Origin of the sequence: Rhodobacter sp. CZR27 (assembly GCF_002407205.1) — a bacterium.
In the GTDB taxonomy this organism is placed as follows: Bacteria; Pseudomonadota; Alphaproteobacteria; order Rhodobacterales; family Rhodobacteraceae; genus Cereibacter_A.
On sequence record NZ_CP023548.1, the window covers coordinates 2,425,770 to 2,438,544 of the forward strand.

A 12,775-nucleotide genomic window follows, 5' to 3' on the forward strand; every position below is an offset into this window, starting at 1 on the left:
CGTCACGCGCGCGCCATCGGCGCCGTGGGCGAGGCGAGCGCGGCCAGCGCATGACCCGATCCGACCCCGTCCGGCCGCGCACCGGATTCGAGTGCACGGACTTCGGTGACGTCGAGACCGAGGCGGGCGGCGAAATCCTCCTGCGACAGGCCAAGCACCCAGCGACCGTGCCGAAGAAGGCGGGCAGTCTCGCGCTGACGGGCTTGCGGCATGGACTTTCTCCGAAATGACGTATCGACAGGAATGACTGGTCGAAGGGTGATGGCCCTTCATACAATCGACGGTGGAGCATGCGAAGTTGCCCAAACCGACAAGCGCCTGCCGCGCCGCGTCGGCGTGCCCCTTGCAGGATGCCGGCTTTTGCCTGACACCCGGGCCGGACGGAGGGAGTCGACATGATCCATGCAGGCGCGATGCTGGTGGCAATGGGCGCAGATGCCGCCTGGGGCTGGCCCGACCGGATCCATGCACGGATCGGCCATCCGGTGACATGGATCGGGCGGCTGATCGCGGCGCTGGACCGGCGCTGGAACCAAGGCACACCCGAGCAGCGCCGCAGCGCGGGGCTGGCCTGTGCCTTCGTGGTGGTGCTGGCCGCGGCGCTCCCCGCGGCGCTGCTCCAGTCGATGCTGCCCGGTGGGCTTGTCGGGGCGGTGCTGACCGGCCTCCTCGCCTGGCCACTGGTCGCGATGCGCTCGATGCACGAGCATGTCGCCGCCGTCGAGGCCCCGCTGGCGGCGAGCGATCTTCCTGCGGCGCGCCGCGCGGTGTCGATGATCGTCGGACGCGATCCCTCGCAACTGGACACCGCCGGCGTGACGCGGGCGGCGCTGGAGAGCCTTGCCGAGAACAGTTCGGACGGGATCGTCGCACCACTGTTCTGGGGCGCGCTGTTCGGCCTGCCGGGGATTGCCGCCTACAAGGCGATCAACACGCTCGATTCGATGATCGGCCACCGCACGCCGCGGCACGAGGACTTCGGCCGCGCCTCGGCGCTGACGGATGACGTGGTGAACCTGATCCCGGCGCGGCTGACCGGCGGGCTCTTCGCGCTGGTCTCGGGCCGCCCGCGCGAGGCGCTGTCGGTCATGCGGCGCGATGCCCGCGCCCACCGCTCGCCCAACGCGGGCTGGCCCGAGGCCGCGCTGGCCGGTGCCCTTGGGGTGCGGCTGTCCGGGCCGCGGATCTATGGCGACCGCGTCTCGGCCGAGCCCTGGCTCAACGCGGGAGCGCCGGATCCCTCGCCGGCTGACCTGCGGCGCGGCCTCGGGCTTTACCGCCGCGCGATGGCGCTGCTGGCGGCGGGGCTGGCGCTGATCATGATGATCTGAGCCGCGCGCATCGAGCAGACAGGTCGGGGCGCTTCAGCCGAACAGTTCGTGACAGAGTTCCAGCGCCTCGACGAGGCGGTCGACCTCATCCGTCGTGTTGTAGAGCGCGAAGGAGGCGCGGCAGGTGGCCCCCACCCCGTAATGCGTCATCAGCGGCATGGCGCAATGGGTGCCGGCCCGCACCGCCACGCCCTTGCGGTCCAGAACGGTCGAGATGTCATGCGCATGGGCGCCGCCCTCGATGGTGAAGGAGAAGATCGCCCCCTTCCCCGCCGACTTGCCCTGCACGTTCAGCCAGTTCAGCCCCGAGAGCCGGTCGCGCGCATAATCGCGCAGGGTCCGCTCATGTGCCGCGATCTCGGACATCCCGAGGTTCATCATGTAGTGCAGCGCCACGCCGAGGCCGATCTGCTGCACGATGCCGGGGGTGCCGGCCTCGAACCGCATCGGCGGCTTGGCATAGGAGACGGCATCGCGGCTGACCTCGTGGATCATGTCGCCGCCGCCGAGGAAGGGGCGCATCTCCTCCATCCGCTCGGACCGGATGTAGATCGCGCCCGAGCCGGACGGCCCGTAGAGCTTGTGGCCCGTGATGGCGTAGAAGTCGCAGCCGATGGCCGCCACGTCGACCGGCATGTGCACCGCGGCCTGCGAGCCGTCGACCAGCACGGGCACGCCCTTTTCGCGCGCGCCGGCGCAGATCGCGGCCACGTCGACCACCGTGCCCAGCACGTTCGACATGTGGGTGACGGCCACGAGCTTCGTCTTCGGCCCGATCGCATCGATCACCGCCTGCGGATCGAGATCGCCATTGGCATCCACCTCGACCCATTTCAGCACCACGCCCTGACGCTCGCGCAGGAAGTGCCAGGGCACGATGTTGGCGTGATGCTCCATGATCGACAGCACGATCTCGTCGCCGGCCTGAAGCCGGGGTGCGGCCCAGCCGTAGGAAATCAGGTTGATCCCCTCGGTCGTGCCGGTGGTGAAGACGATCTCCTCGGGCGAGGGCGCGTTCAGGAAGCGGGCAATGGTCGCGCGCACGGCTTCATACTTGTCGGTGGCGAGGTTCGACAGGTAGTGCAGCCCGCGGTGCACGTTCGCGTATTCGTGGCTGTAGGCGAGGTTCATCGCCTCGATCACCACGCTCGGCTTCTGGGCCGAGGCGCCATTGTCGAGATAGACGAGCGGCTTCCCGTTCACCTCGCGCGAGAGGATGGGAAAGTCCCGGCGGATGGTGGCGACGTCGAACATGGCGAAACCTCAGGGGCCCATGAAGGGCATCATGATGGCAGCCAGCGCGAAGGCGATGCCTACCAGCGCCAGCAGGATGCCGCCCAGCACGGCGACGGTGGACCTGAACCCGTGCAGTTCGGCGATGAAATGTGTGAGCAGCCAGAAGAACAGGACGATCCCCACCACGCCCAGCACATCGGCCAGCGGCGGCAGGAGAAGTTGCGCCGCCAGTTGCAGCACCTCGAGGCAGAGCAGGATGAACTGCAGCCATGCCACCAGCAGCAGCGCATCCGCGAAAGTGCCCGTGCCGCCGCGCCACGCACCGATGCGGTGGATCAGCCCGGCCGCCAGCACCAGAAGCCCGGTCTGCAGCGCCGCGCTGAACAGCGGGCTCGGCAGGTCGTCGCCCAGGAGCGCCCGCACCTCGGCCGGCAGCGCCGCGACGCCCACGAAGGTGACCAGCGCCGCCGCTACCGCGGTCAGCACCAGCGCGACCCAGCGCGCCTCCATCGGCAGGTCCATCTCGAGGACCGCCCTCGCCCCCTCGCGCGGGTTGGACACCGTGTAGCGCGCAAGGCGCAGGATATCGGCGAACCCGAGGCTCATCGTTCGGCCTCGGTCAGCATGAGACCCCAGATCGCGAGGAACCCGCCCAGCACGAGGAAGCCCACGATCAGCACGCCCGGCCCCTCGCCGATGAAGCCGCCGACAAGGCCGTTCAGCAGCATCAGCGGCGAGGTGGCCAGCAACGCAAGAAACAGCGCCAGCCGCGCGCCGAAGTAGCTGCCCCTGCCGCCGAACAGTCGCGCGACCAGATGGCTGATGGCCGCCAGCACGTAGCAGATCGGCGGCAGCAGGAAGACGGTGCCCATCAGCGCCCCGCTCATCCGCGCCTCGAGCGGCTGGGACGGATCGAGATACGCCGCCCGCGCCAGCATCGGCCATTGCGAGACGAAGATCAGCAGGCAGGCGCCCATCAGGATGGCGAGCGCCCGCGGCTCGTTCTCACCGGCATCGAGATAGCGTCGGATGACCGCGCGGGGATGACGATAACTTTCTACGATGTCGGTGGTTACAGCCATTCAATGCTCGTGACGCGCCAGCCAGCTCTCCAGCCGCAGCCGGATATCCTCGGCGATTTCCTCGTTCTCGATTTCCTGAATGGCTTCGGCGAGGAAGGCAAGCACCAGAAGCGCCTGTGCGGCCTTCAGCGGCACCCCGCGCGAGCGCAGGTAGAACAGCCCCGTCTCGTCGATCGCCCCCGAGGTCGAGCCGTGCGAGCATTTCACGTCGTCGGCATAGATCTCGAGTTCGGGCTTCGCGAGGAACACCGAATCCTCGTCCAGCAGCAGCGACTGGCTGATCTGGTAGCCATCGGTCTTCTGCGCGCCGGGCTTCACCAGGATCTTGCCCTGGAAGACGCCGGTGGCGCCATTCTTGAGCACCTTCTTGAAGACCTGGCGGCTTTCGCAGCACTGGCCCTCGTGGGTGATGAACACCGTGTCGTCGTGATGGAACTTGCCATCCCCCACCGCGGCGCCCGCGACATGGGCCACCGCGTCGTCGCCGACCAGTTCCAGCACCGCCTCGTTGCGGGTCATCACGCCATTGGCGGTCAGCGTGAACGACTTGAACAGCGCCTTCGACGCCACGCGCGCGAAAAGGTGCGTCGCGGCGCGGCGGTCATGGTCGGGCCCTTGGGCGCGGATGTGGTGGAAGCGGCCGCCCTCGGCCACGTCCACTTCCATCACCTTGGTGAAGCGTGCCGCGGCCGGCCCGCTTTCCAGCAGCGTCAGCTCGGCCCCCGCCTCGACCCGGATGCAGTGGTGCAGCATCGCGTCCGAGGTCTCGGAGCGGTGGATGTAGACCAGCGCAACGGGCTTCGGCGCGGTGCCGGTCGCGCGGATCAGCACGCCTTCCGAGGCAAAGGCCGTGTTCAGCGCCGCGAAGGGCCGCTTGACCGGCACCTGCCCGCGCGCCTCGAGCACGCCATACAGATCGCGCGCCCAGTGGATGTCGCTGTGCGCCCGGCCGAGCAGGCCGATCTCGACATGGTCGAGCGCCAGCGGGTCCGAGGCCTCGGCGTCGAACACGCCGTCGACGAACACGATCCTCAGCCGGTCGATGGCCTCGAAGGGCAGCACGTCCTCGTCTTCACCCGCCGTGGTGGCCGGCAGCGGATCGGGCGCGTTGAAGCTCGCCGGATCGGTGTAGCGCCAGTATTCGTCGCGCCGTCCGGGCAGGCCCATCGCCGAGAGCCGGGACAGGGCGTCGAAACGGGCCGGCGCCTGCCAGCCCTCGTTGGCAAATCCGAGGCCCGCTATCCGCGCGGCGAGCGGCCCTTCCTTCGGCAGAGCGTCCGCCATCACGCCTCCTCCGCCGCCAGCAGGTCGGCGTAGCCGTTCTTCTCGACCTCGAGCGCCAGTTCCGGCCCGCCCGATTTCACGATCCGGCCGTTCGCCATGATGTGCACCACGTCGGGCGTGATGTGGTCCAGAAGCCGCTGGTAGTGCGTGATGACAAGGAAGGCCCGGCCCGCGTCGCGCAGCGCGTTCACCCCGTCCGACACCAGCTTCAGCGCATCGACATCGAGGCCCGAGTCGGTCTCGTCGAGGATGCACATCCTGGGCTCCAGCACCGCCATCTGCAGGATCTCGTTGCGCTTCTTCTCGCCGCCCGAGAAGCCCACGTTGACCGGGCGCTTCATCATGTCGGCGTCGATCTTCAGCGCCTTGGCCTTCTCGCGCACGAGTTTCAGGAAGTCGCCGGCGCTGATCTCCTCCTCGCCGCGGGACTTGCGCTGCGCGTTCAGCGCGGTGCGCAGGAAGGTCATGTTGCCGACGCCCGGGATCTCGACCGGATACTGGAAGGCGAGGAAGAGGCCCGCCGCGGCGCGCTCTTCCGGCTCCATCTCCAGAAGCTCGCGGCCTTCGAGCGTGGCCGAGCCATCGGTCACCACATAGCCGCCACGACCTGACAGCACGTAGGACAGCGTCGACTTGCCCGAGCCGTTCGGCCCCATGATGGCATGGACGGTGCCGGCCTCGACCTTCAGGTCCACGCCCTTGAGGATGACCTTGTCCTCTTCTTCAAGCTTCACGTGCAGGTTCTTGATCTCGAGCATGTTTCTTCCTCAGGCAATGGTGACGGCGGTGCCGGAGGCCGACACCATCAGCATGTTGTTGATGACCTCGTAGTCGAGATCGACGCCGACGACGGCATTGGCGCCCTTGTCGCGCGCCCGCTCTTCCATTTCGGCCAGCGCGGTCTCGCGCGCCTTGGCCAGTTCCTTCTCGTAGGCGCCCGACCGCCCGCCGAGGATGTCGGTGATCCCCGCGAACAGGTCGCGGACGATGTTGGCGCCAAGGATCGCCTCGCCCGCCACGATGCCGTGGTAGGTGGCGATCTGGTAGCCCTCGACGCTGGGGGTCGTGGTGACGATCATGCGGCCCTCCTCAGACCGAGGCGATGGTGCGCGAGATGATCAGCGAGGCCACGGCCGAGAAGCCGCCACCCGCCAGCGCCAGCGCCAGCCGCCTCGGTCCCCGCATCTGTCCCGTGCGCCACCAGAGCAGCCAGAGGCCGATGCTGACGCCCACGCCGATGATCAGCGCCTGTATCGCGAAGGGCGACATCCGCGATCACCCGACGCTCCCCTCGAGGCTGATCGCGACCAGCGCCTGCGCCTCCATCGCGAATTCCATCGGCAGCGCCTGAAGCACCTCCTTGCAGAAGCCGTTGACGACGAGCGCCACCGCCTCCTCCTCGTCCATGCCGCGCGAGCGGCAGTAGAACAGCTGGTCGTCATCCACCTTCGAGGTGGTGGCCTCGTGCTCGACGCGGGACGAGTTGTTCTTGACCTCGATGTAGGGCACGGTATGCGCCCCGCACTTGTCGCCGATCAGCAGGCTGTCGCACTGGGTGTAGTTGCGGCTGTTCGTGGCCTTCGGGTGCATCGACACCAGACCACGATAGGTGTTCTGCGCCCGGCCCGCCGAAATCCCCTTCGAGACAATGCGCGAGCGGGTGTTCTTGCCAAGATGGATCATCTTGGTCCCGGTATCGGCCTGCTGGGCGTTGTTGGCGATGGCGATCGAGTAGAACTCGCCCTGGCTGTCGTCGCCGCGCAGGATGCAGGACGGGTATTTCCAGGTGATCGCCGAGCCGGTCTCGACCTGGGTCCACATCACCTTCGCCCGTGCGCCGCGGCAGTCGGCCCGCTTGGTCACGAAGTTGTAGATGCCACCCCGGCCTTCCTCGTCGCCCGGATACCAGTTCTGCACGGTGGAATACTTCACCTCGGCATCTTCCAGCACCACGATCTCGACCACCGCGGCGTGAAGCTGGTTGGTGTCGCGCTTCGGCGCGGTGCAGCCCTCAAGGTAGCTGACGTAGGAGCCCTTGTCGCAGATGATCAGGGTGCGCTCGAACTGGCCGGTGTTCTCGGCGTTGATGCGGAAATAGGTCGACAGCTCCATCGGGCAGCGCGTCCCCGGCGGGATGTAGACAAACGAGCCGTCCGAGAAGACCGCCGAGTTCAGCGTGGCGAAGAAGTTGTCCGACTGCGGCACCACCGAGCCGAGGTATTTCTTGACCAGTTCCGGATGCTCGCGGATCGCTTCCGAGATCGAGCAGAAGATCACCCCGGCCTTGGCCAGTTCCTTCTGGAACGTGGTGCCGAGCGACACCGAGTCGAACACGGCATCGACCGCGACCTGACGCGGCGCGTCCGGCATTTCGGCGCCGTCGATGCCGGCGAGCACCATCTGCTCCTTCAGCGGGATGCCGAGCTTCTCGTAGGTCGCGAGCAGCTTGGGATCGACGTCGTCGAGCGACTTCGGCTTCACCTCCATGCTCTTGGGCTTGGCGTAGTAATAGATGTCCTGATAGTCGATCTCGGGGTAATGGAGCATCGCCCAGCGCGGCTCCTCCATCTGGACCCAGCGCCGGTAGGCCTGCAGACGCCATTCCGTCATCCACTCCGGCTCGGAGTTCTTCGCGGAAATCAGGCGGACGATGTCCTCGCTGACGCCCTTGGGCGCGAAGTCCATCTCGATGTCGGTTTCCCAGCCATACTTGTATTTGCCGGCCATCGCCTGGACCGTCTCGATCGTCTCGCGATCGACACCGTCGCGGACTTCGGGAACCGCAGTCTCTTCCAGTGCTGCCATCGGTCTCAGTCTCCGTTCTGGGGCGCGCCGGCGCCCGTCATCCTCAAGCGGCCCGCGCGCGGTGCCGGTCGCGCGCGCGTGTCCAGGCTTCCGCGAAGCGCATCGCCTCGGCCTCCGTCACCGTGGGCCCAAGCGACACGCGCAGCGCGGATGCCGCCGCCACCTCGTCGAGCCCCATCGCCCGCAGGACGCGACTCGCCCTCACCTTGCCTGACGAGCAGGCCGAACCGGCAGAGACCGCGAATCCCGCCAGGTCCATCTGCATCACCTGCGTCTCACCCTTCCAGCCGGGTGTGACAAGGCAAAGCGTGTTCGGCAGGCGCGTCCCGCCTTTCCCGACAGAAATAGTCCCTTTTCCGTCGTCACACAACGCCGATTCTAGAATATTTCTAAGTTGGGCGACCCGATCCCAGGCGCCTTCGGCCAGATCCCGGGCGGCGGCCTCCGCAGCGGCCCCGAAGCCCGCGATGCCGGTCAGGTTCTCCGTCCCGGCCCGGCGGCCCATCTCCTGCCCGCCGCCGCGCAGCTGCGCCGGAAGGTCGAGGCCCGGCCGCAGCACCAGGGCGCCAATGCCCTTGGGCCCGCCCAGCTTGTGCGCCGAGACGAAGCCCGCGTCGCAGCCCAGCCAGTTGAACGCGAAGGGCAGCTTGCCGAAGGCCTGCGTCAGGTCCGAGACCGCAAGGCCCTGCGGCAGGTCCTGCACGATCCCGGTCTCGGAATTGGCCAGCTGAAGCGCCGAGCGCGCCGGATCGGCCACCGCCACGCGCCCCTGCGCATCTACCGGCAGGACCGGATCGCACCACGCCGACACCGCCTCATGCTCCACGCCGGCGCAGACCAGCCCGCGCCCCGCGCAGGCCAGCGCCGCAGCCTCGGTCGAGCCGGAGACGAAGACCACATCGGCGCCCCCGGCCCCCAGGGCCGCCGCGACCTGCGCGCGCGCCTTCTCGATCAGCGCCTTAGCGGCACGCCCTTCGGCATGCACCGACGAAGGGTTGCCGACCAGATCCATGGCGGCCCCCATCGCCGCCCGCGCCTCGGGGCGCAGCGGCGTCGTCGCATTCCAGTCCAGATAGACGCGAGAGCCCACCCTTTACCCTTCCTCCGGGCGAATGTTCACTGCGCAGGCCCGGGGACAACCGCCCCCGGCGGCCGGCCGCAGGAGCCTCCGCCTTCAGTCCTCGTCAACCACCCGAAACAGCGCCGGCACCGCCGGACATGGGCGCATCTCGTTCTTCACGATGTCCGACAACCGGGTCTGGTGGAGGAAGACATAGACATGAGCAGAGAGACCCTCCCACAGCCGGTTGGTCAAGGATTGTGCACGCGAGCCCGAAACGCCTCCATGTGCGCCAGCGCCGGTATGCATCGCGTTCACCGTTTCCTCGACCGCCTCCATGATCTCGCTGACGCGGATCGAATCCGTCGTGCGCGCAAGACGATAGCCGCCGCCGGGTCCCCGCACGGCCTCGACCAGTCCCGCGCGGCGCAGCTTGACGAAAAGCTGCTCCAGATAGGGCAGCGAGATGTCCTGCCGTTTCGACACCTCGGCGAGCGAGACCAGCTCCTCCCCCGCCTTCTGCGCCAGCGCAAGATCCGCCAGCGCCACCATTGCATACCGACCCTTGGTCGAGAGTTTCATATCGACGTCCGCCAAATCCATTGACGCCAAGCGGCAGGCCGCTTAACTCGTTACGGTTCCGGGGCGGCCTGCCGCCCGCATGGAATGGTTCTAATTTGTCCGAGCGTTTTTGTCAACAATACGCCCCGGAGCAACAGGCAAGGCGAGGCGATGCCCGAAGTCATTTTCGCAGGCCCCGAGGGCCGGCTCGAAGGCCGCTACCACCCCCAGAAGGATCGTGACGCCCCCATCGCCATCGTGCTGCATCCGCATCCGCAGTTTGGCGGCTCGATGAACAACAAGGTGGTCTACAACCTTCACTATGCCTTCTATCGGCTGGGATTCACAGTCCTGAGGTTCAATTTCCGGGGCGTCGGCCGGTCGCAGGGCGAATATGACCAGGGGATCGGCGAGCTGTCGGACGCCGCCGCCGCGCTCGACTACCTGCAATCGATGAACCAGAACGCGAAGCACTGCTGGGTCGCGGGCTTCTCCTTCGGCGCCTGGATCGGCATGCAGCTTCTGATGCGCCGGCCCGAGATCACCGGCTTCGTCTCGGTCGCGCCGCCGGCCAACATGTATGACTTTTCCTTCCTCGCACCCTGCCCCTCGTCGGGCCTGATCATCAACGGCACCGCCGACCGGGTGGCGCAACCCAAGGATACGGTGGCGCTGGTGAACAAGCTGCACGAGCAGAAGGGCATCACCATCACCCACGAGCAGATCGAGGGCGCCGACCACTTCTTCAAGGACGAGGAAGCGCACATGGCCCCGATGATCGCCACGGTCTCGGACTACGTGAAGCGCCGCCTGACCGAGGCCTCGCGGTGATCGACCGCCTCGGCCGGCAGCTTGCCTTCCTTGCCGAGGCCGACCGGCTGAAATCCGTCCTGCGCGCCAACCCGCTCTGCGACGGGTCGCGCCGCGAGAATTCGGGGGAGCATTCCTGGCACATCGCGCTTTATGCGCTGGTGCTGGCCGAAGAAGCCGGGCCCGAGGTGCGGATCGACCGGGTGATCCGGATGTTGCTGCTGCACGACCTGGTCGAGATCGACACGGGCGACACGCCGATCCACGGCAGCCACGACCCGGCCGCCATCGCCGCCCTCGAAGCCGAGGCCGCCGACCGGATCTTCGGCCTTCTGCCCGCCGATCAGGGCGCTGAGCTTCGCGCGCTCTGGGAAGAATTCGAGGCCGGCGAAAGCCCGGACGCCATCTTCGCCCGCTCGATCGACCGGGTGCAGCCGGTGATGCAGAACCTGCACTCCGGCGGCGGCACATGGCGCGACTTCGCCGTCACCTCGGACCAGCTCGACGCCCGTGTCGGCAGCAAGATCGCGCGGGGCGCGCCGCGGCTCTGGGCGCATGTCCGCGCCCTCACCCGGCGCTATTTCGACGCGCTGCCGTCCTGATCTGTATACCGCCGCATACCGCCCTTTCCCTCTGCCGGCTTTTCGGCTAAGCCGGGCGGGACTCATCCAACACCGGGAGGCTCTTCCATGTCGAAGATCAAGGTCGCGAACCCCGTCGTCGAACTCGACGGCGACGAGATGACCCGCATCATCTGGGACTTCATCAAGCAGAAGCTGATCCTGCCCTATCTCGACATCGACCTGCATTACTACGACCTCGGCATCGAGGAGCGCGACCGCACCGAGGATCAGATCACCATCGACGCGGCCAATGCGATCAAGCAGTACGGCGTCGGCGTGAAATGCGCGACCATCACCCCCGACGAGGCCCGGGTCGAGGAATTCGGCCTGAAGCAGATGTGGAAGTCGCCCAACGGCACGATCCGCAACATCCTGGGCGGCGTGATCTTCCGCCAGCCGATCATCTGCCGGAACGTGCCGCGCCTCGTGCCGGGCTGGACGAAGCCGATCGTCGTCGGCCGCCACGCCTTCGGCGACCAGTACCGCGCGACCGACTTCCGTTTCCCCGGCAAGGGCAAGCTCACGCTCAAGTTCGTGGGCGAGGACGGCACGGTGATCGAGCGCGAGGTCTTCGACGCGCCCGGCGCGGGCGTGACCATGGCGATGTACAACCTCGACGAGTCGATCCTCGACTTCGCGCGGGCCTCGATGAACTACGGGCTCAACCTCGGCTGGCCGGTCTATCTGTCCACCAAGAACACCATCCTCAAGGCCTATGACGGGCGCTTCAAGGACCTGTTCCAGAAGGTCTACGACGAGGAATTCGCCGACAAGTTCAAGGCCAAGGGCATCCATTACGAGCATCGGCTGATCGACGACATGGTGGCCTCGGCGCTGAAATGGTCGGGCGGCTATGTCTGGGCCTGCAAGAACTACGACGGCGACGTGCAGTCCGACACGGTGGCGCAGGGCTTCGGCTCGCTCGGGCTGATGACGAGCGTCCTGATGACGCCGGACGGCAAGACGGTCGAGGCCGAGGCCGCGCATGGCACGGTGACGCGGCACTACCGCCAGCACCAGGCGGGCAAGGAGACCTCGACCAACTCGATCGCCTCGATCTTCGCCTGGACGGGCGGCCTCAAGCACCGCGCCAAGCTCGACGACAACGCCGAGCTTCTGCGCTTCGCCGAGACGCTGGAGCGCGTGACGGTGCAGGCGGTCGAGGACGGCCACATGACCAAGGACCTCGCGCTGCTGGTCGGTCCCGACCAGAAGTGGCTGACGACCATGGGTTATCTGGAAAAGGTCGACGAATACCTCGACCGCGCCCTCGGCGCCTGACGGCCTTCCCGCCGGCATCACCTTCCACTAAAGCACCGGGGGCATCCGCCCCCGGTTCCTTTTTCTTCGAGACGTCACATGGCCGTTCATACCAAGCTCGACGACGCACAGGCGCTGGTCTACGGAACCACCATGGCGGCCTTCGGGATCACCATCCTGACCCACCTCGGGCTTGTGACCGGGCAGACTGCGGGCCTCGCCGTCCTGATATCCTATGCGACCGGCTGGGGCTTCGCGCCGGTCTTCTTCACCATCAACCTGCCCTTCTACTGGCTGGGATACCGGCGGATGGGTCTCGCCTTCACGGTCAAGACCTTCCTTTCGGTCGCGGCCATGTCGGCGCTGGTGCAGGTCATGCCCGCCTGGATCGACTTCGCCCATCTCGATCCCGCGTTTGGCGCGGTGCTGTTCGGCATGGTCTCGGGCTCGGCGCTGCTGGCGCTCTTCAGGCACGGCGCGAGCCTTGGCGGCATCGGCATCCTCGCGCTCTACCTGCAGGAGAAGACCGGCTTCCGCGCCGGCTGGACACAGCTCGTCTTCGACGCGGCGCTGTTCGCGGTGGCACTTGCCTTGCGCGAGTGGCAGACCGTCGCCTGGTCCTTCCTCGGGGCGCTGGTGGTGAACCTCGTGATTGCGATCAACCACCGGCGCGACCGCTACATCGCGACCTGAGCCGAAAGGCTCTGGCTTTTCGGCGCCGCC

At 67.2% G+C, this 12,775-nt stretch carries 16 protein-coding genes; 5 read left to right on the forward strand and 11 right to left on the reverse strand.

What is annotated here, in order from left to right; translation table 11 throughout:
• Positions 1-2 precede the first annotated feature (2 nt).
• A complete protein-coding gene (locus tag CK951_RS11835) occupies positions 3-212 on the reverse strand; it encodes a helix-turn-helix domain-containing protein (protein ID WP_096786339.1) in 210 nt (69 codons plus the stop codon).
• Positions 213-395: 183 nt separating this feature from the next.
• Between CK951_RS11835 and cbiB the strand changes: the two genes are divergently transcribed.
• A complete protein-coding gene (gene cbiB, locus CK951_RS11840) occupies positions 396-1,331 on the forward strand; it encodes an adenosylcobinamide-phosphate synthase CbiB (protein WP_096786340.1) in 936 nt (311 codons plus the stop codon).
• A 33-nt stretch (positions 1,332-1,364) separates the two neighbouring features.
• Here the strand turns inward: cbiB and CK951_RS11845 are convergent, their stop codons facing one another.
• The 10 genes from CK951_RS11845 to CK951_RS11890 form a co-directional block, all read right to left on the reverse strand.
• Positions 1,365-2,585: a cysteine desulfurase gene (locus tag CK951_RS11845; RefSeq protein ID WP_096786341.1), complete on the reverse strand. Its 1,221-nt coding sequence runs from the start codon at positions 2,583-2,585 to the stop codon at positions 1,365-1,367.
• A 9-nt stretch (positions 2,586-2,594) separates the two neighbouring features.
• A complete protein-coding gene (locus CK951_RS11850) occupies positions 2,595-3,173 on the reverse strand; it encodes a YIP1 family protein (protein ID WP_096786342.1) in 579 nt (192 codons plus the stop codon).
• Complete coding sequence (locus CK951_RS11855; protein WP_096786343.1) at positions 3,170-3,649, reverse strand: YIP1 family protein; 480 nt, start codon at positions 3,647-3,649, stop codon at positions 3,170-3,172. The genes CK951_RS11850 and CK951_RS11855 overlap by 4 nt, the downstream gene beginning before the upstream one ends.
• Positions 3,650-4,933 (reverse strand): SufD family Fe-S cluster assembly protein, encoded by a 1,284-nt coding sequence (locus CK951_RS11860; RefSeq protein ID WP_096786344.1) that lies wholly within the window; start codon positions 4,931-4,933, stop codon positions 3,650-3,652.
• Entirely contained in the window at positions 4,933-5,691 is a 759-nt protein-coding gene (gene sufC, locus CK951_RS11865) for a Fe-S cluster assembly ATPase SufC (RefSeq protein WP_096786345.1), read from the reverse strand. The genes CK951_RS11860 and sufC overlap by 1 nt, the downstream gene beginning before the upstream one ends.
• 9 nt (positions 5,692-5,700) lie before the next feature.
• Entirely contained in the window at positions 5,701-6,012 is a 312-nt protein-coding gene (locus tag CK951_RS11870; protein WP_096786346.1) for a heavy metal-binding domain-containing protein, read from the reverse strand.
• Positions 6,013-6,022: 10 nt separating this feature from the next.
• Positions 6,023-6,202, reverse strand: a complete 180-nt coding sequence (locus CK951_RS11875) for a hypothetical protein (RefSeq protein WP_096786347.1) — start codon at positions 6,200-6,202, stop codon at positions 6,023-6,025.
• A gap of 6 nt (positions 6,203-6,208) precedes the next feature.
• Positions 6,209-7,738 (reverse strand): Fe-S cluster assembly protein SufB, encoded by a 1,530-nt coding sequence (gene sufB / locus CK951_RS11880; RefSeq protein WP_096786348.1) that lies wholly within the window; start codon positions 7,736-7,738, stop codon positions 6,209-6,211.
• Positions 7,739-7,781: 43 nt separating this feature from the next.
• The gene (locus CK951_RS11885; RefSeq protein WP_096786349.1) at positions 7,782-8,828 is read right to left on the reverse strand and encodes a cysteine desulfurase family protein; all 1,047 of its coding nucleotides are present in this window, start codon (positions 8,826-8,828) and stop codon (positions 7,782-7,784) included.
• Between the two features lie 84 nt (positions 8,829-8,912).
• Positions 8,913-9,380 (reverse strand): Rrf2 family transcriptional regulator, encoded by a 468-nt coding sequence (locus tag CK951_RS11890; RefSeq protein ID WP_096786350.1) that lies wholly within the window; start codon positions 9,378-9,380, stop codon positions 8,913-8,915.
• Between the two features lie 150 nt (positions 9,381-9,530).
• Between CK951_RS11890 and CK951_RS11895 the strand changes: the two genes are divergently transcribed.
• The 4 genes from CK951_RS11895 (at position 9,531) to CK951_RS11910 (ending at position 12,745) form a co-directional block, all read left to right on the forward strand.
• The gene (locus CK951_RS11895; protein WP_096786351.1) at positions 9,531-10,190 is read left to right on the forward strand and encodes an alpha/beta hydrolase; all 660 of its coding nucleotides are present in this window, start codon (positions 9,531-9,533) and stop codon (positions 10,188-10,190) included.
• On the forward strand, positions 10,187-10,771 hold the full coding sequence (locus CK951_RS11900; protein WP_096786352.1) for an HD family hydrolase: 585 nt from the start codon (positions 10,187-10,189) through the stop codon (positions 10,769-10,771). The genes CK951_RS11895 and CK951_RS11900 overlap by 4 nt, the downstream gene beginning before the upstream one ends.
• An 87-nt stretch (positions 10,772-10,858) precedes the next feature.
• Positions 10,859-12,073, forward strand: coding sequence for an NADP-dependent isocitrate dehydrogenase (locus CK951_RS11905; RefSeq protein WP_096786353.1), 1,215 nt, complete (start codon positions 10,859-10,861; stop codon positions 12,071-12,073).
• 78 nt (positions 12,074-12,151) lie between these two features.
• Positions 12,152-12,745, forward strand: a complete 594-nt coding sequence (locus CK951_RS11910; RefSeq protein ID WP_096786354.1) for a YitT family protein — start codon at positions 12,152-12,154, stop codon at positions 12,743-12,745.
• Positions 12,746-12,775 lie beyond the last annotated feature (30 nt).